We start from the raw sequence: 21,334 nt of genomic DNA, 5'->3' as shown, positions 1-21,334 counted from the left end.
GCGTAGGCCCGGTGGCTATGGTGCAGCGGTGCCCGTCCGTCTACGTCCTGCAACGCCGTCCGCGGTGGCACAGGCGCTCGAGCACAGGACCCCGGCCGACGACAGGCTGCTGACCAAGCATTTCCTGGCCGTGCTCGTCGAGCGTGCGCCCGGCAGATCCGTCGAGGTGCGTGTCCCGCCGTACGCCGCCGCGCAGGTCATCGAAGGGGCGCGACACACCCGCGGCACCCCACCCGCCGTCATCGAGACCGACCCCGCGACGTGGATCGCCGTGGCGACCGGCGCGCTGGCGTGGGCTGACGCCCTCGCCAGCGGTCGGATCACCGCCAGTGGTGAGCGCACCGACCTGTCGGCGTACCTGCCCCTGACCGCCAGCACCTCCATCAAGAACGCCACCGAGACCACGAACAAGATCGAGGACTGAATGGACATCCGCTCGCTGGGCTTTCGGACCGACCTGCGCCTGCTGCAGATGACCGGCAGCGAGATCGAGGACCGCGGCACCCACCTCGTGATCCGGACCCCGGCCAACCCGACCTACTTCTGGGGCAACTTCCTGCTCCTCAAGGCCCTGCCCGTCCTCGGAGGTGAGCGTGAGGTCGTCGGCGCCTTCCACACCGAGTTCCCCCTGGCCGAGCACGTCTCCATCGGGATCGACGGCACCGAGGACATGACGGAGGCCCTGCACCCGTTCGTCGAGGCCGGGCTGGAGGTCGACACCGCGGTCGTGCTGACGGCGGCCTTGCTGGTCGAGCCGGCCGCGCTGCCCGCGGACATCATCGTCCGCCCCCTCGAGTCCGACGCGGACTGGGAGCAGCGGGCGCGGTTGAGCCACCGGCTCTACGCGCAGACCAGCGAGGCGACGTTCATGGAGTACGCCCGCAGGAAGAACGGCCAGGAGCGTGGGCTCGTCGCTCGCGGCATCGGCACCCGCTACGGCGCGTTCGTCGACGACGAGCTGGTCTCGACCGCGGCGACCTTCCTCACCCATGCCGGGGTGGCCAGATTCCAGAGCGTCGAGACCCACGTCGACCACCGGCGCCAGGGACTCGCCGCAGCGGTGGTCCACGCGGCGGGACGACACGCGGTCGACCAGCTCCGGGTCCAACGGCTGGTCATCGCTGCCGACCACGACGGCGAGGCCATCCGCATCTACCGGCGACTCGGTTTCACCGACGTCGAGCGTCACACAGCGCTCGAGCGGCGCCCGGAGGCCTGGCAGGACGAGGCGTAGCCAGCCGCCAGGGCACGGCTCGAGCGGAATGTGAGAGTTTGTCGCGGTGAGCAGAACACTGGGTATCGAGGAAGAGCTGCTGCTGGTCGAGCGCGGAAGCGGTCAGCCGCTCTCCGTGGCTGGTGGGGTGATGCGCCGCGCATCGTTGCCGGAGCAGCGTCGCGAGGCAGGGCTGCCGGCGCAGGAGGACCAGGGTCCGGGCGGCCACGTCACGCCCGAGATGCAGCAGCAGCAGATCGAGACGGACACGCCCCCGCGCACATCCCTCGCAGACCTGGAGCAGGACCTCGCCTCGTGGCGCGAGCTGGTGATCCGGTCCGCCCGGGACTCGGGTGCGCTGGTGCTGGCGGTGGGCACCTCTCCGATGGCGGTGACGCCGACGCTGCAGCGCGACGAACGCTATGCGCGGATGGCGGACCAGTACGGCCTCACCGCCGCCGAGCACCTCATCTCCGGCTGCCACGTCCACGTCTCGGTGGAGTCCGACGACGAGGGAGTGGGTGTCCTCGACCGGATCCGGGTGTGGCTGCCGGTGCTGCTGGCGCTCAGCGCCAACTCGCCGTACTGGCAGGGAGAGGACTCCGGCTATGCCAGCTTCCGCTCGCAGGTAGCCGTCCGGTGGCCCTCTGCGGGTCCTGTCGACGCGTTCGGGTCGGCAGAGCGCTACCACGAGCTCGTTGCCGACATGGTCGCCACCGGCGTGCTCCTCGACCCGGCCATGGCCTACTTCGACGCCCGGCTCTCCGACAGCTACCCGACGGTCGAGGTGCGGGTGGCCGATGTCTGCCTGGACAGCCGTGACGCCGTGCTGGTGGCCGGGCTCTGCCGCGGGCTCGTGGAGACCGCTTCCCGTGACTGGACGGAGGGTCGGCCCGCGCCCGAGATGCCGACCGCCATGCTGCGGCTCGCCAACTGGCAGGCCGGTCGGTACGGCGTCGAAGGTGACCTGCTGGACCCGGTCACGACCCGCCCCCGGCCCGCGCGGGAGGTGCTCGACGACCTGGTGGCCCACGTACGACCGGCGCTCGAGGAGACCGGCGACCTCGACCGGGTCCGAGAGGGCATCGAGCGCGTGCTCACGACCGGCAACGGTGCCGCCCGCCAACGGTCCGTCCTCGACCGGACCGGCCAGCTCACCGACGTGGTCGCCGAGCTGGCGCGCGTCACCGCCGGACGTGGCGACTGAAGACCTCCGTGCCGGGCAGGTCCACCCCTGCGACCGTCTCGCAGGCGCCGAGATAGGCCGCGAGCATGGCGGTGGCGACCTCGCCGACCGAGTCGTCGGGCGGCAGGAAGCGCGGATGGTGGAGACCCGGCTGGTCGACCCCGCCAGTCCCCACACCGACGAAGACCATCAGGGAGGGGCACACCGAGCAGTAGTAGGAGAAGTCGTCGGCGCCGCACGAGCGGTGTGGAGCCGCAGGCACGAGGCCGGCGTGCTCGATCCGCGCCGCCGCCGTCGTCGCCAGGGTGGGGTCGTTGTCGAGCACCGGGGCGCCCAGGGAGAGCTGCACCTCGGCCGTGCACCCGTACACCCCCGCGATGGCGTGCGCGGTGTCCTTGATGGCTCGGTGGAGCTGGGTGCGCTCCTCCTCGTGGAAGGTGCGCAGGATCCCCGACATCCGGACGGCGGCGGGGACGACGTTGTGCGACTTCCCGCCCTCGATCGTGCCGATGGTCAGCACCGTCGGGTTCGTGGGGTCGACGCGGCGGGACACAAGGTGCTGAAGCGTGCCGATGAGGTCGGCGGCGGCGACAACGGGGTCGGCGGTCAGGTGGGGGTACGCCGCATGGCCGGGCTGTCCGTGCACCACGATCGTGAACTGGTCGGCGGCGGCGTTCACGGCGCCACCGGTGGCGGCGAAGTGGCCCTGGGCCAGTCGGGGCTGGAGGTGCACACCCACGACCGCGCGGACGTCGTGTGCCTTGAAGGCCGGCGACTCCCTGAGGTCCAGGGCGCCCGACGGCAGGACCTCCTCCCGTGGCTGGAGCAGCAGGAGCAGCGGCACCGGCGCGCCGGCGGTCTGGAGGGTGCGGGCCACCGCCACCGCCGCCGCCATGTGGACGTCGTGGCCGCACGCGTGCATTGCCTCGCCGCGGGACCGCCACGAGACGTCGGTGCGCTCGACGATCGGGAGAGCGTCCAGCTCGGCGCGCAGGCCGATGGCCGGTCCGACGGCGGAACCCACGCGCACGAGCGCACCGCCCTCGGATAGCAGCTCGTGCTCCATGCCGAGTGTGTCGAGAAGCATCCGGGTCGTCTCGGACTCGTCGCCGCCGACGCGTGGGGCGGAGTGCAGCGCACGACGCAGTGCGATGGCGTCCGGGAGCTGCTCCGCGAGCCCACTGAACAGGCCCGCGAGACGATCGGGGGTCCAGTCGAGGCGCATCCAGGCAGCCTAACCACGCCACGGGCGGGCACCGGCCGGGGAGGCTGGTCCTGTCGGTCGGGGCGCCGACTAGGGTGCGGAGCATGACGATCGACATCCGTGCCCGCCTAGCCGTTGTCCTTCCAGGGATCCGACAGGACCTCGAGGACCTGGTCCGGATCGAGTCCGTCAGTGCCGACCCGGCCCGCGCCTCGGAGGTCGAGCGCAGCGCTGAGGCGACCGAGGCACTGTTCGCTGCCGAAGGCTTCGAGACCGAGATCGTCCGCGCCTTCGACGGCGCCCCGCCGGCGGTCATCGCCAAGAAGGCCGGCCCCGCGGGCGCCCCCACGGTGCTCCTGTACGCCCACCACGACGTCCAGCCGGAGAACGACCACGCCGACTGGGACTCGCCCCCCTTCGAACCGACTGCTAGAGAGGATGGGCGCGGCGACGTCCGTCTTTTCGGCCGGGGCGCAGCCGACGACAAGGCCGGCATCGCTGCCCACCTCGGAGCGGTGAGGATCTTCGGCGATGAGCTGCCCGTCAACCTCGTCATGTTCATCGAGGGCGAGGAGGAGGTCGGCTCCGACACCCTCGTCGACCTGCTCAACACCTACAAGGACCGGCTCGAGGCCGACGTCATCGTCATCGCCGACTCCGGCAACTGGGACATAGGCGAGCCCGCGCTCACCACCAGCCTGCGCGGCCTGGTCCGGATGGACGTCGGCGTGCGGACCCTGTCCCACGCTGTGCACTCGGGCATGTGGGGCGGGCTCGTGCCCGACTCGATCATGGCCCTGAGCCGGCTGATCGCCAGCCTTCACGACGACGCCGGCAACCTGCTGATCGAGGGCCTGCACAGCGGCCCCGCGGCCGACGTCGACTATCCCGAGGCGCGGCTCCGGGCCGAGTCAGGCGCAGCCGAGGGCATCGAGTGGATCGGCACCGGCTCTGCCGTCGAGCGGCTGTGGACCCAGCCGGCCCTCAGCATCACCGGGTTCGACGCGCCGAAGGTCGACGGCGCCTCCAACACGCTGGTCCCGATGTCGCGGTGCCGGATCAGTCTCCGCGTCGCGCCCGGCGACACCACCGCCAACGCGGTCACCTGCCTGCAGGCCCACCTCGAGAAGCACGTCCCGTGGGGCGCCACCCTGACCACGACGGTCGTCGACACGGGGGAGGCGACCAAGATCGACGCGACCGGACCGGCGTACGACGCAGCGCGGGCAGCCTTCGCCGAGGCCTGGGACGGCACGGAGCCCGTCGACATGGGGGTCGGCGGCTCGATCCCCTTCATCGCCGAGTTCCTCGAGACCTTCCCGCAGGCCAGCGTGCTCGTCACCGGTGTCGAGGACCCCGACACCCGGGCTCACGGCGCCAACGAGGGCCTCCACCTCGCCGAGTTCGAGAAGGTCGTGCTCGCCGAGGCGCTGCTCCTGCGCAACATCGGCCAGCTGGACCGCTGAGCCCGCACACCGACGGCAGTTCGCAGCCGATCGGGCGGCCCTGAGCGTGGTGTGGGCGCCCCGGAGCGCGAACTGCCTACGTTGGGTCGACGGTCAGGTCTCGCGATCAGCCGACGGACGGGATGCGGAACCCCGCGAGGTGGGAGTCGAACCCTTCTTCCTGGTCGACGCCCATCACCGTGATGTCGCCGATCTGGGCTACGAAGAGTCCCTGGTGGACCTTGCCGACGTGGCTCAGTTCCTCGCCGGTGCGCGGATCAACGCGGCTGATGAAGGCGAAGGTCGGGGGGAACTGGCCGAATTCGTCCCCCTCCTCGAACTCGTAGCGGATGCGGAGCAGCGAGTCCGGAGTCGCGGCGTAGGTTTCGGTCCGTGGCCACGAGGGAAAATCGCTGGGGTCCGGGTCGAGCTCGTCCACCCACAGCGTCTGGCCGGTCCCGAGGTCGCGGGCCCGGACCACGGTCGAGCCGCCGGACTCCAACTCAGCCGCCAGGGCCACCCCGTCGAGCCGCGCGATCTCGTCGCCAGAACGCGATCCCGGGGGAGCGATCTCTCCGTCGGTGAGCGCTGGCCGGCTGTCACCCTGGGCACAGTCCTCCGCCAGGCTGACGGAGAGGGGCGAGCCGTCCGTCAGCCGGAAGCAGCCCTCCTCGCCCGTGTCGTAGCGAACCTGGACGGCGGTGCCCTTGATGGCCAACGTGTGGATCGGTGAGCTCGTCCCGACGGTCCATCCCCATGTCTTGTGTCCGGTCGTCGCGTCGTAGACCGCGAGGCCCGTGCAGTGCCGCACCGGGCTTTGTTCGTACTTCCCCCCGAAGCTGTCGGGCGGCTCGTCACTGATCGGGAGGACGAAGTGGGTGTCCCCGTTGCGTAGCGCGGGGACGCCGCACGGGTAGCCGTCCGCCTCCAGCTGGATCTTCTTCCCCGACTGCGCGTCGAACATCTTCAGCCCCGAGCTGATGCGGGTGGTCCCGCTCGGTGCTGCGGACATGTAGGACCAGTCGGTCAGCCAGAAGTGCTCGTTCCACGACTGCGGGATGGTGCCGTAGCTGCCCACCTGCCACTCGCGTTTGAGCTCGGGGACGGGGACGGGGTCTGGGCTGGTCGTCGAGGCTGGCAGCGTGTCCGTCTCTGGATCACCCACCGCATGGACCGGGTCGGTCCTTCCCGTCGTGCTCTTCTCAGAATCCCCCACAGTGCATCCGCACAACAGCAGGGCAAGCACGGGGGCCAGGAGGTTGTCGATGTGGCGCGACAGGGCGCGTCGTGGGAGACGACCTGCCCGGACGGAGGAGCTTCCCGACGCAGACACGCCGCTCAGCCGTCAGCAGCAGGAATGCGGAACCCGGCGAGCTGAGCGTCCAGGCCGTCCTCCTGGTCGACACCCATGACGGCGATGTCGCCGACCTGGGCGAGGAACAGGCCGCCGGCGACCTTGCCGACCGGGCCCAGTTCTTCTCCGGTGCGGGGATCGACGCGACTGATGAACGCAAACGTCGGAACGGGCAGCGAGTCCTTGCCTTCCTGCTCCTCGAACTCGTAACGGATGTGCAGCAAGGAGTCGGACGTCGAGGCGTAGGTCTCGGTCCGAGTCCAGGTCTGATCGCCGGTGGGGTCCGGATCGACCTCGTTCACCCACAGTGTCCGCCCGGTCTCGCGGTCGTAGGCCCGGACCAACGGCGAGCGCGTGTATTCAGTGACCAGCACGACGCCGTCGAGCTCCGCAATCTCAATCCGGTCGCGGCGTTCTCTGACGCGGCCGCCCTGCTCGTCTGTGATCCGTGGCAGGGGCTCAGGTCCGGCGCAGTCCGCGTCGTCGGCGACGGACAGAGGTGAGCCGTCCTCCCTGTTGAAGCAGGCTTGGTCGTGGTCGTCGTACGACACGATGACGGCATTGCCGTTGATGCTCGTGTCGAGGATTGATGGCCCCGTTCCGACGGGCACTTCCCAGGCCGTGCGCCCCGTCGACGCGTCGTAGACCGTGAGGCCCGAGCAATCGGGCGCGTCCCCTGGGTACATGTAACTCGAGCCGACGGGGCCGTAGTCGTCCTCGGGCACCTCATCAGTGGTCACGAGTGTGAAGTGGGTGTCTCCGAGGGCCAGCGACGTCCCGCCGCACTCGTATCCGCCCACCGAGAAGGTGACCTGTTCCCCCGACTGGGCGTCGAACAGCCTGAGCGTCCCACCCCCGGACTCCGTCGGATTCTTGTAGGACGAGTCGCTCAGCCATGAGTGCTCGTTCCACGACTGCGGGATGGTGCCCAGGCTGCTCATCTCCCATTGGCGCTCGAGCTCGGGAACCGCCTTCGGGCCGTCGGACGAGCCCGGATCCCCAGAGCCAGCGCACGCGGTCAGCACCCCGGCGAGAAGGAGGACGAGAGATCCGCGGAGACGGGCTGACATGCGGGCATCCTGGCAGACGGAGCTGTTGATCGTCAGGACTGTCCATGGGGATGCGTGGGTCGACAAGTTCCGCCGTAGACTGCTCCCCGTGCCCATGGCCTCCCCGCAGCGCAAGGGCGGCGACGGCCGTCTGACCACGGCCCTCGACCCCCACGACCTCGGCCCGCAGGACGCCTGTGGAGTCTTCGGCGTCTGGGCGCCGGGTGAAGACGTCGCCAAGCTGACCTACTACGGCCTCTACGCCCTGCAGCACCGCGGCCAGGAGTCGGCCGGGATCGCGGTCAGCAACGGGCGCCAGATCCTCGTCTACAAGGACATGGGCCTGGTCTCCCAGGTCTTCGACGAGTCGACGCTGGAGTCGCTCAAGGGCCACCTCGCGGTCGGGCACGCGCGCTACTCCACCACCGGAGCCAGCACCTGGCACAACGCGCAGCCGACGTTCCACCCCACGGCCACCGGGTCGATCGCCCTGGCCCACAACGGCAACCTCATCAACACCGCCGACCTCGCGCAGATGGTCATCGACGGTGAGGCCGACGGCCACCTCGACCTCCAGCTGCGCAAGCAGCCCACCAGCACCAACGACACCTCGGTGGTGACCCAGTTGCTGGCGCACCACCCCGGCCAGACCGTCGAGGAGCGTGCCGCCGAGCTGCTCCCGCAGATCAAGGGCGCCTACTCGTTCATCTGGATGGACGAGCACACCTTGTACGCCGCACGCGACCCGCAAGGCATCCGCCCCCTCGTCCTGGGCCGGCTCGAGCGCGGGTGGGTCGTGGCCTCGGAGACCGCAGCCCTCGACATCGTCGGAGCGTCCTTCATCCGCGAGGTCGAGCCGGGCGAGCTGATCGCTGTCGACGAGGACGGTCTGCGCACACAACGCTTCGCGGAGGCGGCGCCCAAGCACTGCCTCTTCGAGTTCGTCTACCTCGCCCGCCCCGACACGGTCATGACCGGTCAGCGCGTGCACAGCGTGCGCGTCGAGATCGGTCGCAAGCTGGCCAAGGCGTTCCCGGCCGACGCCGACCTCGTCATCCCGGTCCCCGAGTCGGGCACCCCGTCGGCGATCGGATACGCCGAGGCGTCCGGCATTCCCTACGGCGTAGGACTGGTGAAGAACTCCTACGTCGGACGCACGTTCATCCAGCCGAGCCAGACCATCCGTCAGCTCGGGATCCGGCTGAAGCTGAACCCGCTCCGTGACGTCATCGAGGGCAAGCGCCTGGTGGTGGTCGACGACTCCATCGTGCGCGGCAACACCCAGCGCTCACTGATCCGGATGCTGCGCGAGGCGGGCGCCCGCGAGGTGCACGTCCGGATCTCGTCGCCGCCGGTGAAGTGGCCCTGCTTCTACGGCATCGACTTCGCCACCCCTGCCGAGCTGATCGCCAACGGACTCACCATCGACGAGATCTGCCGGTCCATCGACGCCGACTCGCTCGGCTACATCGACATGGAGGACCTCGTCGAAGCGACGTCGGTCCCCAAGCCCGACCTGTGCCGGGCCTGCTTCGACGGCGTCTACCCGATCGAGCTCCCCGAGAGCGACCGCCTCGGCAAGCACCTCCTGGAGGCCCCGGTCGGCGCGACGTCGCTGCCGGTCTTCAACAACCCGTGAGCACCCCGAGCGCAACACGCCCGAGCCGTCAACTGCGAGTGGAGAAGTGACATGACCGAGCCCGTGTCCGGCAGCAACGGTGCGTACGCCGCCGCCGGAGTCTCCATCGAGGCCGCCGACCGCGCCATCGACCTGATGAAGGGGTGGGTGGACAAGGCTCGTCGCCCCGAGATGATCGGCGGCATCGGCGGGTTCGCGGGCCTGTTCGACGCGAGCGCGCTGACGAGGTTCGAGCGGCCCCTTCTCGCCACGTCGACCGACGGGGTCGGCACCAAGGTGGCCATCGCCCAACGGATGGACGTCCACGACACGATCGGCTTCGACCTCGTCGGGATGGTCGTCGACGACCTTGTCGTCTGCGGTGCCGAGCCGCTCTTCATGACCGACTACATCGCGACCGGTCGGGTGGTCCCCGAACGCATCGCGGCCATCGTCAAGGGCATCGCCGAAGCGTGCGTGGTCGCCGGCTGTGCCCTCATCGGCGGCGAGACCGCCGAGCACCCCGGGTTGCTGGACCCGGACGACTACGACGTCGCCGGTGCAGCCACGGGCGTCGTCGAGGCCGACCGGCTGCTCGGTCCAGGCCGCGTCCGTCCGGGCGACGTCGTGCTCGCCATGGGCTCGAGCGGCCTGCACTCCAACGGCTACTCCCTGGTCCGGCACGTGCTCCTGAACACCGCCGGCTGGGCCCTCGACAGGGACGTCGACGTGCTGGGGCGCACCTTGGGAGAGGAGCTCCTCGAGCCGACCCGGATCTACGCCAAGGCCTGCCTCGACCTCGCCCGGGACGACCGCGTGCACGCGATGTCGCACGTGACAGGTGGCGGATTGGCCGCCAACCTCGAGCGCGTGCTGCCGGTCGAGCTCGGTGTCTCGGTCGATCGGAGCACCTGGAGCCTTCCCCCGATCTTCTCCCTGGTCGGCGAGGTCGGCAACGTCTCCCGCGACGACCTGGAGGCCACCCTCAACTGCGGCGTCGGCATGGTCGCGATGCTGGGAGCGGATGCCGTCGACACCGCGATCGAGGTCCTGGCCGGCCACGGCATACCTGCCTGGGTCGCCGGCGAGGTCTCGGTCGGAGGCGAAGGACGCGTCACTCTCGTCGGCGACCACCGCTGAGGGGCGAGCCAACGACTTCTGGCCAACATCTGCCCCGACGTGCGGGAACACCCAGGGAACAGGTAGCGTTGTCCCTACGAGAAATCTTATGGACAGTCCGGCGGCCTTGTTGCCCCGGCCGATTTGCGAGGGGGCTGACCCTATGGGGCGCGGCCGAGCCAAAGCCAAGCAGACGAAGGTCGCGCGCGACCTGAAGTACCGCACTCACGAGACGGACTTCGGGGCGCTCGCCAGTGAGTTGCACGGCGACAGTGGCAAGCGGGAAGAGCAGATCGATCCTGAGGTGCTCGAGAAGTGGTCTGACGTCATCGAGCCGTCACGCGACTGACGTTGCCCACTGGTGACGCGTAGGCGTCCACCGACCGTCAGGGGAGCCCCTGACGGGTCGCTGACGTGAGTCTGTTCACCATGGGATGTCGGTGAACAGGCACTCCCCTCGGTCAACTGACCAGGGGAAGTGCCCCTTCGCCGACATCCCATGGTGTTTCGTCAGCGGGGGCGGGGAGCCTCAGCCCAGCCAGATCCCGCGCAGACGACCGACGTCGTGCATGCGACGCTCGGCGAGCCGATCGGCGGCGATCGCCGGAGGGACACCATCGGCGCGCGCCAGCTCGAAGACGGCCTGGGTGGTCTCGAAGATGCCAGCGGCGCGCTGTCGGGCACGTTCGAAGGAGAACCCCTCGAGGGCATCGGCGACCTGGATGACACCGCCGGAGTTCACGCAGTAGTCGGGCGCGTAGAGGATGCTGCGCTCCTCGAGACGCTTCTCGATGCCGGGGTGGGCGAGCTGGTTGTTGGCCGCGCCGCAGACGATCCGCGCCGACAGGGTCTCGACGACCTCGTCGCTGATCGCGCCGCCCAGGGCACACGGGGCGTAGACGTCGAGCTCGGACGCGACCAGGTCTTCGGTGGACTCGGCGACGCGGACCTGCGGGTGCTCGTCGCGGATGCGCTCGACAGCCGGCTGGTGGACGTCGGTCACCATCACCGTCGCGCCGTCCTCCAGCAGGTGGTTGACGAGGTGACGACCGACCTTGCCGACCCCGGCGACGCCGACGGTGCGCCCAGCGAGCGTGGGCTCGCCCCACGCCTCCGCAGCAGCCGCTCGCATGCCCTGGAAGGTGCCGAACGCCGTGAGCCCCGAGCTGTCGCCCGAGCCGCCGTGGGTGACGGAGCGCGCGGCGACGAAGTCGCACTCGCGGGCGATGTGGTCCATGTCCTGGGTGTACGTGCCGACGTCGCAGGCGGTGACGTAGCGACCGTTGAGCGACTGGACGAAGCGGCCGAACGCTCGAAGCAGCGCCTCGGTCTTGATCGCGGCGGGGTCGCCGATGATGACGGCCTTGCCGCCACCGAGGTCGAGCCCGGCGAGGGCGTTCTTGTAGGACATCCCACGCGAGAGGTTGAGCGCATCCTCGATCGCGGCATCCGTGGACGCGTAGGGGTAGAAGCGGGTGCCACCGAGAGCCGGGCCGAGCGCGGTCGAGTGGATGGCGATGATCGCCCGGAGGCCGGTGGCCTCGTCGTTGGCGAAGACCACTTGTTCGTGTTCGTGGCCGAGCTCGAAGACGTCTACAGACATGGATGTGTCCTCATGAGTTGAGATGGACGGCCGCGGGGGTGTGCGACCAGCTGCACGAGGGCCAAGGGTGGTGGCCACCGTCACACCTCAGGGTAGACGCGGCCTGCCTCGCGTTGCACAACGACGTCTCCATGAGTTCCGTACCCGACCAGCGGCCCCGTCGCGGGTCGGCCGTTGAAGGTGATCATCAGCCACCCCTGGTCGGTCTCGACGAGGGTGGGCCACGGCAGATTGGTCGGGTACGCCGCAGCAAGCGCACCCACCTGCTGCATGGCCAGGTCGAAGATCGGATAGCCGGCCCGTTGCCCGCGCCGGCCGTCGCGGCCGTCGCTGGCCAGGACTCTCCAGTCGTCCCCGATCCGCAGCAGGGTCGAGCCTTCGGTGGCCCGTCGATCGGTGGCTGCGCCGCGCAACGTGAGCCGGTCCAGGGAGGGCCCACCCGCGAGGGCCGGGTGGAACCGGAAGAACTTCCGGGCGCTGGCGTAGCCGACGAGCCACTCCACGCCGGTGTGGACGAGATGGGGGTCCCAGACCCCGACGGAGGCGAAGCCGTCAGTGGGCAGGGGCAGCTCGGTGGTGTCGAGGACATGCGCTCCGGTCAGCACGTCCACCGTCGTCCGCGCGATCGTGGCCCGCACGGACCGCTTCGGGTCCTTCTGGCGGAAGTCACCCCACGTGCTCGTCGCGACCAGCCAGGAGTCGCGGTCGCGGACGACGTGGGTGGCGTGGTCGCCGTACGCCCCGCGCTTGTCGGGTCGCCGGAAGTAGAGGTCGCTGCGGTGCGCAAGCTCGAGCGAGTCGGGATCGAGCGCCCAGACGGAGGTGTGGGCGGTGTCGAAGAAGCCGGGTCCGGCCGACGTGGCGCTCAGCAGGAGCCCGCCGCCGTCGCGCACGGGCTGCCCGTCACGGGTGGTGACGAGGCGGATGTCGCGCAGGCCGAGCTGACCGAAACGGCCCGCGACGAAAGCTTCTGTGGACTCCACCCGGAGGCCTGCGAGCAGGCTCTCGTCATGAGCGTCGACACGGTCGGCGAGGTCAGTCAGGTCGAGTCGTGCACGGGCCACCCAGGTGCCTGCCTCCTCGGCGAGCGCGGTGAGGTGGGTGCCGGTCAGGGTCAGCGCCAGGCGCGTGGGCGGCAGCGCGCAGGCGCCGTGGCGGCGGCTGCGGTGCGCGGAGGTCGCCTTCCCCAGCGAGGTGATGATCGAGACGTGCCGGCCGTCCCAGACACCTGCCAGTGCGTGCTCGCCCAGCCGGAAGGCGATCGAGGCGGGACCATCGAGGTCGAGGACGGCTGCGGCGTACGGCGCCGGCATCGGCAACGGGTGGCTGCCGGCCTCGAAGGCGTGCACGGAGCCGGGGGAGACCATCGAGATGGGTCGTAGCCGACGCGCGATCTCGAGCGGGGGGAGCACGCGGGAGAGTCTGGCACCCTCAGCAGGTGTGCGGATCGAAGCCGTAGGGAAGCTCGAGACGGTGCGACTTCATCAGCGCGTCGTCGGTGAGGATGTCCAGGGTGCGGCCCTGGGCGGCGACGATGCCGTCGGAGAGCACCACGGCCCGGGGGCACAGCTGCAAGGCGTACGGCAGGTCGTGGGTGACCATCATCAAGGTCACGTCCAGACCGGTGAGGACGTCGGCGAGCTCTCGGCGGGACGCGGGATCCAGGTTGGAGCTGGGTTCGTCGAGCACGATGATCTCGGGTTCCATGACCAGCACCGTGGCCACGGCCACGCGGCGTCGTTGACCGAACGAGAGGTGATGGGGCGGGCGGTCCACGAAGTCGGCCATCCCGACCATGTCGAGCGCGGACATGACCCGCCGGTCGAGCTCGGCCCCACGGATCCCGAGGTTGCGCGGGCCGAAGGCGACGTCCTCGCGGACGCTGCCCATGAAGAGCTGGTCGTCGGGGTCCTGGAAGACGATGCCCACGCGGCGACGGATCTCCGCGAGGTTCTCCTTGACCACCGGCAGGCCGGACACGCTCACGGTGCCGCGGCCGGGCAGCAGGATGCCGTTGAGGTGCAGGACGAGGGTCGTCTTTCCCGCCCCGTTGGGCCCCAGCACGGCGACGCGTTCGCCGCGGTGCACGTGGAGATCCACGCCGAACAGCGCCTGGTGGCCGTCGGGGTAGGCGAAGGCGACGGACTGCAGGTCGAGCACGGGGGTGGTCATCGGCGCACCGTCCCGTCGTAGCCGCGGGAGATCATCGCGAGGTGCACGCGCTCGCCGCGCTCGAAGGAACGGATGAACAGGGCTCCGGCCGAGCGCCCGATCACCGGCCAGTGGCGCGGGTCGCGGGCGGTGAACCCGCGGGACTCCCGGGCAGTCTTCATCCGGCGGAGCTCGTCGGACACGACGTCGAGGTAGCGCACCATGAAGCCCATGATCTGGACGAGCTGGCTCGGGACTCGCAGCCGTTCCAGGCCGGTCAGCAGGTCACGCGGATCCGTCGTGGCCGCGAGCAGCAGGCTCGCGAGCACGCCGAGCGTCGCCTTGATCAGCAGACCGCCGGCGGCGACCATCCCGGGCTCGCTGAGCGAGAGCCCGAGGAGGTCCACCGTGGGGCCGGTGGCGATGAAGGGGAGCATCAGCGCGAACGCGACGACCGGGGTCTCGATCACCATCCGCCGTGCGAGGTAGAGCGGCGGGACGCCGGACAGCGCGACAAGGACGGCAAGCACACCGGCGTACGCCGCAAATGCGGCGAGCCACGGCACGGGCGTCGCGACCACGACCAGCATGAACGAGACCAGGAAAGCGACCTTCAGGTGCGCGGGCGCCCGGTGCAGCGGGGAGTGGCCGTGGAAGTGGAGCCGGTGTCCGTGCGGAGCGCCCACGTCACTCGCCCTTCGTTCGTGCGAGGGCCGGCGTGCGCTTGTGCGCGCCGAAGAGGAGCCACGAGCAGCCGAGCACCAGCAGGCAGCCCAGGACTCCGGCCAGACCTCCGGACCACCTACCGTTGTCGATGCCGACGGTCTCGTAGCCCGCGAGCGGGCCCCCCTCGGCCGCGGAAGCCTGCTCGGCCGAGGCGAAGCCCAGGTCGACGGCGACCCGGTTGAGCCCGTCAGGGCTGCCGGAGGCATAGAAGCTGACAACGCCGGCCAGCGTGAGGGCCACCAGCAGGCCGACCACCAGGACGGTGCGGTTCGAGACGGTCCTCACGGCGACACCGCCAGCCGGGTCTCGAGCTCACGGACTGCCACCACGCGGCGGGCGCCGTGGACGAGGTCCGGGCGGACCGCGACGATGCTGGACACCACCAGGAAGGTGATCACGGCTTCGCCGATACCGATGACGACATGGACACCGACCATCGCCGCCAGCAGCGTGTCGAAGGGGATCGGGACGACCCCGCCGACCGCGTAGAGGACGACGAAGGCCGCGGCGCTCAGCACCACCGAGGCGATCCCTCCGAGGGCAGCGGCCGGCGCGACCATCGACAGGCGCTTAGGCAGCACGAGCTGCGCCGCGCGGAAGACGGCGTATCCGCCCACCACGGTCAGGAGCCCCATCAGCACGACGTTGGTGCCGAGAGCGGTGATCCCCCCATCGGCGAACAACAGGGACTGCACCACCAGGACCACCGTCAGACAGAGCAGACCGGTGTACGGGCCGACAAGGACCGCAGCCAGGGCACCCCCCATGAGGTGCCCGCTGGTTCCCCCGGCGACCGGGAAGTTGAGCATCTGCGTGGCGAAGACGAAGGTCGCGACGAGACCGGCAAGTGGAGCCGTCCGGTCATCGAGCTCACGACGGGCGCCCTTGAGGGCGAGACCGATGCCCACCGCAGCCACGGCTGCGGTCACCAGCGAGGTGGGAGCGTCGAGAAAACCGTCGGGGACATGCATCGCGACCTCCGGATCCTTGTTGCACACCATGTGCAACAACTCGGGTTCGGCGCGAGGCTGTCAGTCGGATTGGCCTTACGGGGAAAAACTTGTGACGGGGCGCACTCGGTTCACAGCTGCAAGAGAGTGCGAACCACCAGGCCTACGCCCACCGCGCAGATACCGATCGCTGCGCCGTACCGCAGGAACGTGCGGACGTTCCCGCCCAGGAAGCCGCGGCGATCTGCCGCACCTTCCAGGCGCAGCACCAGACCACGTGCCAACAAGCCGACCGCCGCCAGCGAGACCGCCATACCGATGCCGAAGGCCAGCACGAGCACCACACCGAACCAAGCGCGGCCGAGGGCGACAGCGGCGAGAAGAAGCAGGAGCGCGGAGGGGCTGGGCACGAGGCCACCCACCAAACCCATCACCCAGACGCCCCAGCGTCCTGGTGCGGGATCGGGATGCGCATCCGTCGGGACGGTCGCCGTCGCCAGGCCGACAGTGGACTGCGAGCCCGGGGCGGTGTGGTGGTCGTGGTCGTGCCCACCTGCGTGCTGCTCGTCAGTGCCATTACCAGCAACGGTCTGGGACGGCTCGTGTCCGTGTCCGTGTCCGTGCCCATGACCATGACCATGACCGTGTCCGTGCCCATGGCCGTGTCCGTGACCGCCTTCGTTGGAACGCAGCTGCACGAGCAGGTACAACCCGAGGCCGAGGATGAGCAGACCGGTGGCCAGCGTGAGGTAGGGGTAGATGCTGGCTGGCACGAACGCAGTGCTGAGCGAGACCAACAGCCCGAGGAGCAGGACCGAGCCGGTGTGAGCAGCCGTGACGGCACCACCGACAGCAAGGGCCGAACGCAGGGAGTTGTCGCCACGCTGGGAGAGGTAGAACGCCATTACCGTCTTGCCGTGGCCCGGCGAGAGGGCGTGGGTCGCACCCAGGGCGAGCGCTGCCAGGATCCCGAGCCCGGCGGCGATCCACCCGTTGTCGCCCAAGAGCGCCGTGGCGCGAGACGAGAGCCATCCGCCGTCGGTGGCGCTCGGTGACTCGTCATCGCTGCCGGGCAGCGTGCCGGCCGGGCCGCCGGGGGACACGACCACGGCGGCAGAAGTGACGTCCAGGGGTGATGTCAGGAGGTCTTCGGGGTAGGCAGTGAGCCGCTCGCTCGTGCTCTCACTCGGGACGTCGGAGCTGGTCAGCGTCATCTCGTTGCCGACTGCGGTGATCTCGCGCCACCCCACCGACTCGGGGGCGGTGCGGTCCCGGAAGTTGACTTCGCCGGCTCCGATCTCGGCGTCACCCTCGAACCCACAGGTGATGCGGGTGATCGGCAAACCGCCCTCGCCGTCAGCAGTGGTGGCCGAAGAGCCCGTAAGAGTCAGGGGTACGGCGGTGCCTGAGACCGTGAGCTCGAGACCGCCACGAGACGTCTCGCACTCGCGCTCCGCCAGGGACTCCAGGTCGTCGATGGCCTCCCCGAGCTGCGCGGTCGGGATCTCGGCGAGGTCGATGACGTGATCGACCTCGACGCCGTCCGACGAGATCAGGATGCCGGTGTAGCGATTGACGGTGAAGTTGCCGAGGGGGTGCGCCGAGGCCGGCGCGGCGGTCACGAACAGGCACATCGCGATCGCGCCGAGGGCGACCGTGAGGCGGAGCAGGCGGGTCATCGCCGCACTGTAAGCGACGTCAGGGTCGAGCGCGCCTCTTCTCGCTGCCACGGCGACATGCCGGGGTCGGTGGCGAGTCCGCGCTGCAGGTGGGTGCGGGCCTCGGCGGTCATTCCCAGGGCCGCCTCGATGGTCCCGCGGTGGATCCAGAACCTCGCCTCAGGGGTGCCGAGCCGGGTCGCTGCGCGAGCAATTGGCAGCGCCTCGGCGTTGCGGCCAGCACGGTGCAGGGCCCAGGCAAGGGCGTCTGCGACGTGGACACTGGTGCGCCGAGCCCACTCTGCGCGGGCCTGCTCGACGGCCCGGGCGGGGGATCCGTGGTCGGCCTCGAACAGTGCAGTCTCGAGGTCGGTGCCCACGCCACCGGCGTTGAGCAGCTCGATGGTGGTCCGGACGACGGCAAACTGTGCCTCTGCCTCGTCAGCTCGCCCCAGGTGCTGGAGGAGCTCCCCGAGCTCGGTGAGGTATTCGGGCAGCGGTTGCTGAGCGACCACGCTCTGCCAGGTCGCCACAGCGCCTTCCAGGTCGCCGCGCGCCGTCTGCAGACGGGCCGAGGAGACCAGGGCGGGCAGATAGGTCGGCAGGACCTGTCGGACGGTCGCGAGGTCGCGACCTGCGGCCTGCAGGCGGCCCTGCTTGCGGAGGATGTCGGCTCGCAGCGTCAGGGGGTACGCCTTGTCAGCGAGCGAGCCGGAGGCTGCGGCGCCTTGCAGGACGTCCCCGGCCCGGTCGAGGTCGCCCCGGAGCTCGTAGGCGTACGCGTAGCGAGTGGCAATCGTCGTGCTGGGCCGGAGGCGGTCCGCGGCGCGTACGGCGCGGAGCTGGTCGGCGTACCGCCCCAGCTCGGTGAGGGCATCGACCCGGACGGCGAGGGCGGTGAGATCGCGGGGGTTGATGGCCAGCGCCTGATCAGCATCATCAAGGGCGCCGGCGAAGTCGTGGCGGGCTGCAGCGATCGCGCCGCGGGCGCCCAGGGCGGAGAAGTTCTCGTCCGGCTCGATGCTCAAGGAGCGCGCAGCGGCCTCGTCGGCCTTGTCGTAGTAGGTGGCGAGGCCGGTGACGCGTGCCTGCTCGACGTAGGCCAGCGACAAGTTGGCCCACGACGCGTCATCCTCGGGCAGGCGACGCAGGGTGTCCTGGAGTGCAGCGATCGTGGCCGTCAGGTCCTGGCCGGAGTCCGGCACGACGCGCGCGACGGAAGGGTCGGTGGAAGCGGCCGGGGGCTCGGACGTGGTGGCCACGCCGATGCCGCCCGAGATGGCGAGGGCCAGGCCGATGCCGAGCACGATCAGGCTTCTGCGCATGTCACTGGTCCCTTCTGGGAGATGTCAGGGGTTCGGCCCGGCCACACGGCGCTTCGCCGCATGGCCGGGCCGAACAATGGTGTCAGACCTTGCGACGACGCGTGGCGCCACCGATGCCGGCGATCAGGGCGAAGAGGCCCAGACCGATCGCTGCCATCGACGTGGTGCGACGCGGCTCGGCGCCGAGCAGGTTGCCGTCCGTGTTGCTGGCAGCAGTCTGCTTTGCGCTACCCGTGGTGGGGTGGGGGTCCGGGTTGCTGCCGGCCATGGGCAGGCCCAGGTACGGGAAGCTGCCGCTGAACGGTGCGTCGTTGCCGTCAACCCCGTCACCGAGGTCGTTGGGGCTGCCGACGAGCTCACCCTCGACGACCTGGAGCGCGATGTCGACAACGTCGTCACCGAGCCTGCGGCCGTTCGGGAAGCCCTGGACGTCTCCACCGATCACACCGAGCCGGTTGGGGTTCTTGGTGACCGGGGTGTTCATGTTGAGACGCAGCTGCTCGCTGGGCGTCATCTTGCCCTGGGGCTTGTTGAGGCCCTTGACGCCGGTGAGGAACACCGACACCAGGTCGTTGCGAGGAGTCTTCGGTGCCTTGATGCCGTAGACGGCCTCGATCAGCTTGGGCAGCTCCGGGTTGGTGACGTACTTCAGGGCGGCGATGTCCGACGTCGGCTGGGAGGCGTTGAACGCGTCCTTGACCTTGATCGGCAGGACGACCTCGTTGACCAGCGGGTTGCCCAGTCGGGAGACCTGCACGAACTTGCCACCGGCCGTCTTCTTGTTGGTCGTCGACCAGACTCCGATGATCGGGTTCTTCTTGGAGTTGCCCTTCTTCGCAAGCATCCGCTTGGGCACCTGGAGGGCGACCGAGTTGACGTTGAAGCCGGCCAGCGTGTCGTCGCCGACCTCGGACAGGTCGCCGCCGTAGAGCAGGTCGAAGACGCGCAGGTCGAGGAAGAACGGGTCCTCGGCCTGGCCCACGAAGGACCTGACGTTCTTCTTGGGCGTGGTGGTCGCCTGGTTGCGAAGCGCGGCGTAGTTGGGCATCGAGGCCTCGCCGACGTTGGACGGCGCCACACGCGCCTTGCGGACGATGACCTTGGTCTTGCCCTTCTTGATCCGGACCAGCTTGTAGGTCTGGTAGAAGTTCAGGTTCTTGTCCTTCAAGGACGTCACCGGACCGTTGTTGTACAGGAAGGTGTTCTTGCTCCGGTAGTGGTCCTTGAACGTCCACCGGAACGTGATGTCGGCCTTGGCATCGTGGTTGTTGTCGACCTTGATGTCGTACTGGGCGTCCGTGGCGAACGGGTAGAAGTTCGGGCCACCCGCCGGCTCCTCGAACGGGATCCAGTTGGCTGCGAGGGTGATGGTGCCTCGCTTCTCGGGGCTACGGAACGCGTACGTGTCCGTGTTGTCGTACTGCGGCAGCCCGGCGATCATGGGAGCTTCGCGGTGGCTGGACGCGGTGGCACCGGTCGGGCCGAGCCCGGCGAAGCCGACAGTCGTCAGCATTCCGCCGGCGCAGGCCAGTGCTACTGCACTTTGCCGCTTGGTGGGTCGTGAGCGAGTCATTGAAACTACTCCTTGGTGTCGGCGTGGCGGCTCGAACGGTTTTGTGGACCGAAACGCGCTGCCCCGGGCTCGTCGATGAGCCGGGATGAAGGGTGTTCGGAGTCACACGTACGGCGGATTGGGTCCGTCTCCAAGAAACTAGACCCGTGTCAGGCGCCCGGACCGCCTCCCAAAGGGTGAGAAGGAGGGCCCGAGCCGGCGCTGGACCGTCACATCCACACGAGTTGTCGAAGAAGCCTGAAGGAACTCGTCGAAGAAGTCACCATGGTCAGATGACCGATCACCTGCAGCCCGACCCCGGACTGCGTCGACGCTCGATCCGGGCGAAGCTCCTGCACACGCTGGGCGTGGTGGCTGTGGTGGCGTTGCTCGGTGCCAGTGGTTTGGGGGTGCAGCAGGCGGAGAGCCGGGGCGGCCCCGTGATCACCGGAGGCGGGGCCGTCCCCCGCGGACTGATGTCGCCGACGGCCGTGGTGCCGAACACGCGGAAGGCAACCGAGCGGACGAGCACCAGGAGCGGCAAGGGGCGACGCGCCGTTGCCCGGGACAAGGCCGCCGCCGCCGTCGACCCGGCGTGGGCACGCCGTACGGCCAGGGCCGCCGACATTCCGCTGCCTGCCCTGACGGCGTACGCCCGAGCCAGCATGCTGGCTCCGCGAGGTTGTCGCATCGGCTGGACCACGTTGGCCGGCGTCGGTTGGATCGAGTCTCAGCACGGCACGCTGGGAGACCGACGGCTGCGCCGGGACGGACAGTCCTCCAGGCCCATCCTCGGCCCCGCGCTCGACGGCTCGGGGGAGTTCTCCGCCATCGAGGCGACGCGTGACTCCGCCCGCTGGCACGGCAACCGCACGTGGGACCACGCGGTCGGCCCGATGCAGTTCATCCCCTCGACGTGGCGCACGTGGCAGGTCGACGGCGACGGCGACGGGTCCGCGGACCCCAACGACATCGACGATGCGGCCCTCGCCGCGGCGCGATACCTGTGCCAGTCCGGCGACCTCATGGTCGGCGAGACCTGGGCGCGGGCGATCCTTCGCTACAACAACTCGACCGACTACGTGCTCGACGTCTACACCGCAGCGGACATGTACGACGACCGCACCGGCTGAGTCCGCACCAACAGCGAAGCGCCCGGTCGGGACGTGACCGGGCGCTTC

At 69.7% G+C, this 21,334-nt stretch carries 20 protein-coding genes; 8 read left to right on the top strand and 12 right to left on the bottom strand.

Features of this window, described 5'->3' with window-relative positions; all coding sequences use genetic code 11:
• Positions 1 to 28 precede the first annotated feature (28 nt).
• Genes VNJ48_RS02610 through VNJ48_RS02600 form a run of 3 tightly spaced genes read left to right on the top strand, consistent with a single transcriptional unit; the run spans position 29 to position 2,420 of the window.
• Positions 29 to 424 (top strand): sterol carrier family protein, encoded by a 396-nt coding sequence (locus VNJ48_RS02610; RefSeq protein ID WP_325598812.1) that lies wholly within the window; start codon positions 29 to 31, stop codon positions 422 to 424.
• The gene (locus VNJ48_RS02605; protein ID WP_325598810.1) at positions 425 to 1,234 is read left to right on the top strand and encodes a GNAT family N-acetyltransferase; all 810 of its coding nucleotides are present in this window, start codon (positions 425 to 427) and stop codon (positions 1,232 to 1,234) included. It abuts the gene before it with no gap.
• Between the two features lie 46 nt (positions 1,235 to 1,280).
• Entirely contained in the window at positions 1,281 to 2,420 is a 1,140-nt protein-coding gene (locus VNJ48_RS02600) for a glutamate--cysteine ligase (protein WP_325598809.1), read from the top strand.
• Here VNJ48_RS02600 and VNJ48_RS02595 read toward each other — a convergent pair.
• The gene (locus VNJ48_RS02595; RefSeq protein ID WP_325598807.1) at positions 2,398 to 3,624 is read right to left on the bottom strand and encodes a M20 family metallopeptidase; all 1,227 of its coding nucleotides are present in this window, start codon (positions 3,622 to 3,624) and stop codon (positions 2,398 to 2,400) included. The genes VNJ48_RS02600 and VNJ48_RS02595 overlap by 23 nt on opposite strands.
• Positions 3,625 to 3,707: 83 nt before the next feature.
• Between VNJ48_RS02595 and VNJ48_RS02590 the strand changes: the two genes are divergently transcribed.
• The gene (locus tag VNJ48_RS02590; RefSeq protein ID WP_325598806.1) at positions 3,708 to 5,069 is read left to right on the top strand and encodes a dipeptidase; all 1,362 of its coding nucleotides are present in this window, start codon (positions 3,708 to 3,710) and stop codon (positions 5,067 to 5,069) included.
• 106 nt (positions 5,070 to 5,175) lie between these two features.
• Here the strand turns inward: VNJ48_RS02590 and VNJ48_RS02585 are convergent, their stop codons facing one another.
• Positions 5,176 to 6,213 carry a hypothetical protein gene (locus VNJ48_RS02585; RefSeq protein WP_325598804.1) on the bottom strand — a complete coding sequence of 346 codons (1,038 nt, stop codon included), beginning with the start codon at positions 6,211 to 6,213 and terminating at the stop codon, positions 5,176 to 5,178.
• A gap of 173 nt (positions 6,214 to 6,386) precedes the next feature.
• Positions 6,387 to 7,472 carry a hypothetical protein gene (locus tag VNJ48_RS02580; protein ID WP_325598802.1) on the bottom strand — a complete coding sequence of 362 codons (1,086 nt, stop codon included), beginning with the start codon at positions 7,470 to 7,472 and terminating at the stop codon, positions 6,387 to 6,389.
• 94 nt (positions 7,473 to 7,566) lie between these two features.
• Between VNJ48_RS02580 and purF the strand changes: the two genes are divergently transcribed.
• The 3 genes from purF (at position 7,567) to VNJ48_RS02565 (ending at position 10,537) form a co-directional block, all read left to right on the top strand.
• Complete coding sequence (gene purF / locus VNJ48_RS02575) at positions 7,567 to 9,090, top strand: amidophosphoribosyltransferase (protein ID WP_325598924.1); 1,524 nt, start codon at positions 7,567 to 7,569, stop codon at positions 9,088 to 9,090.
• Positions 9,091 to 9,141: 51 nt separating this feature from the next.
• Positions 9,142 to 10,209 carry a phosphoribosylformylglycinamidine cyclo-ligase gene (gene purM, locus VNJ48_RS02570; protein WP_325598800.1) on the top strand — a complete coding sequence of 356 codons (1,068 nt, stop codon included), beginning with the start codon at positions 9,142 to 9,144 and terminating at the stop codon, positions 10,207 to 10,209.
• 142 nt (positions 10,210 to 10,351) lie between these two features.
• The gene (locus VNJ48_RS02565) at positions 10,352 to 10,537 is read left to right on the top strand and encodes a DUF3073 domain-containing protein (RefSeq protein ID WP_297740539.1); all 186 of its coding nucleotides are present in this window, start codon (positions 10,352 to 10,354) and stop codon (positions 10,535 to 10,537) included.
• 180 nt (positions 10,538 to 10,717) lie between these two features.
• Here the strand turns inward: VNJ48_RS02565 and VNJ48_RS02560 are convergent, their stop codons facing one another.
• The 9 genes from VNJ48_RS02560 to VNJ48_RS02520 all read right to left on the bottom strand — a co-directional run bounded on the left by VNJ48_RS02560 (position 10,718) and on the right by VNJ48_RS02520 (position 20,174).
• On the bottom strand, positions 10,718 to 11,791 hold the full coding sequence (locus VNJ48_RS02560; protein WP_325598798.1) for a Glu/Leu/Phe/Val family dehydrogenase: 1,074 nt from the start codon (positions 11,789 to 11,791) through the stop codon (positions 10,718 to 10,720).
• Between the two features lie 80 nt (positions 11,792 to 11,871).
• Positions 11,872 to 13,203 carry a hypothetical protein gene (locus VNJ48_RS02555; RefSeq protein WP_325598796.1) on the bottom strand — a complete coding sequence of 444 codons (1,332 nt, stop codon included), beginning with the start codon at positions 13,201 to 13,203 and terminating at the stop codon, positions 11,872 to 11,874.
• Positions 13,204 to 13,222: 19 nt separating this feature from the next.
• The gene (locus VNJ48_RS02550) at positions 13,223 to 13,963 is read right to left on the bottom strand and encodes an ABC transporter ATP-binding protein (RefSeq protein WP_325598794.1); all 741 of its coding nucleotides are present in this window, start codon (positions 13,961 to 13,963) and stop codon (positions 13,223 to 13,225) included.
• The gene (gene cbiQ, locus VNJ48_RS02545; protein ID WP_325598792.1) at positions 13,960 to 14,628 is read right to left on the bottom strand and encodes a cobalt ECF transporter T component CbiQ; all 669 of its coding nucleotides are present in this window, start codon (positions 14,626 to 14,628) and stop codon (positions 13,960 to 13,962) included. Before cbiQ ends, VNJ48_RS02550 begins: the two co-directional genes overlap by 4 nt.
• A 1-nt stretch (position 14,629) precedes the next feature.
• Positions 14,630 to 14,953 (bottom strand): PDGLE domain-containing protein, encoded by a 324-nt coding sequence (locus VNJ48_RS02540; protein WP_325598790.1) that lies wholly within the window; start codon positions 14,951 to 14,953, stop codon positions 14,630 to 14,632.
• Positions 14,950 to 15,669: an energy-coupling factor ABC transporter permease gene (locus VNJ48_RS02535; RefSeq protein ID WP_325598788.1), complete on the bottom strand. Its 720-nt coding sequence runs from the start codon at positions 15,667 to 15,669 to the stop codon at positions 14,950 to 14,952. Before VNJ48_RS02535 ends, VNJ48_RS02540 begins: the two co-directional genes overlap by 4 nt.
• Before the next feature lie 80 nt (positions 15,670 to 15,749).
• Positions 15,750 to 17,297 (bottom strand): hypothetical protein, encoded by a 1,548-nt coding sequence (locus VNJ48_RS02530; RefSeq protein WP_325598786.1) that lies wholly within the window; start codon positions 17,295 to 17,297, stop codon positions 15,750 to 15,752.
• Complete coding sequence (locus VNJ48_RS02525) at positions 17,294 to 18,601, bottom strand: tetratricopeptide repeat protein (protein ID WP_325598784.1); 1,308 nt, start codon at positions 18,599 to 18,601, stop codon at positions 17,294 to 17,296. The genes VNJ48_RS02530 and VNJ48_RS02525 overlap by 4 nt, the downstream gene beginning before the upstream one ends.
• 82 nt (positions 18,602 to 18,683) lie before the next feature.
• On the bottom strand, positions 18,684 to 20,174 hold the full coding sequence (locus VNJ48_RS02520) for a DUF4331 domain-containing protein (RefSeq protein ID WP_325598783.1): 1,491 nt from the start codon (positions 20,172 to 20,174) through the stop codon (positions 18,684 to 18,686).
• Positions 20,175 to 20,446: 272 nt separating this feature from the next.
• Between VNJ48_RS02520 and VNJ48_RS02515 the strand changes: the two genes are divergently transcribed.
• Complete coding sequence (locus VNJ48_RS02515) at positions 20,447 to 21,286, top strand: lytic transglycosylase domain-containing protein (protein WP_325598781.1); 840 nt, start codon at positions 20,447 to 20,449, stop codon at positions 21,284 to 21,286.
• Positions 21,287 to 21,334 lie beyond the last annotated feature (48 nt).

The sequence above is a fragment of the Nocardioides sp. genome (assembly GCF_035576065.1).
Classification (GTDB): Bacteria; Actinomycetota; Actinomycetes; order Propionibacteriales; family Nocardioidaceae; genus Nocardioides.
This window is presented reverse-complemented; position numbering and strand designations above follow the sequence as displayed.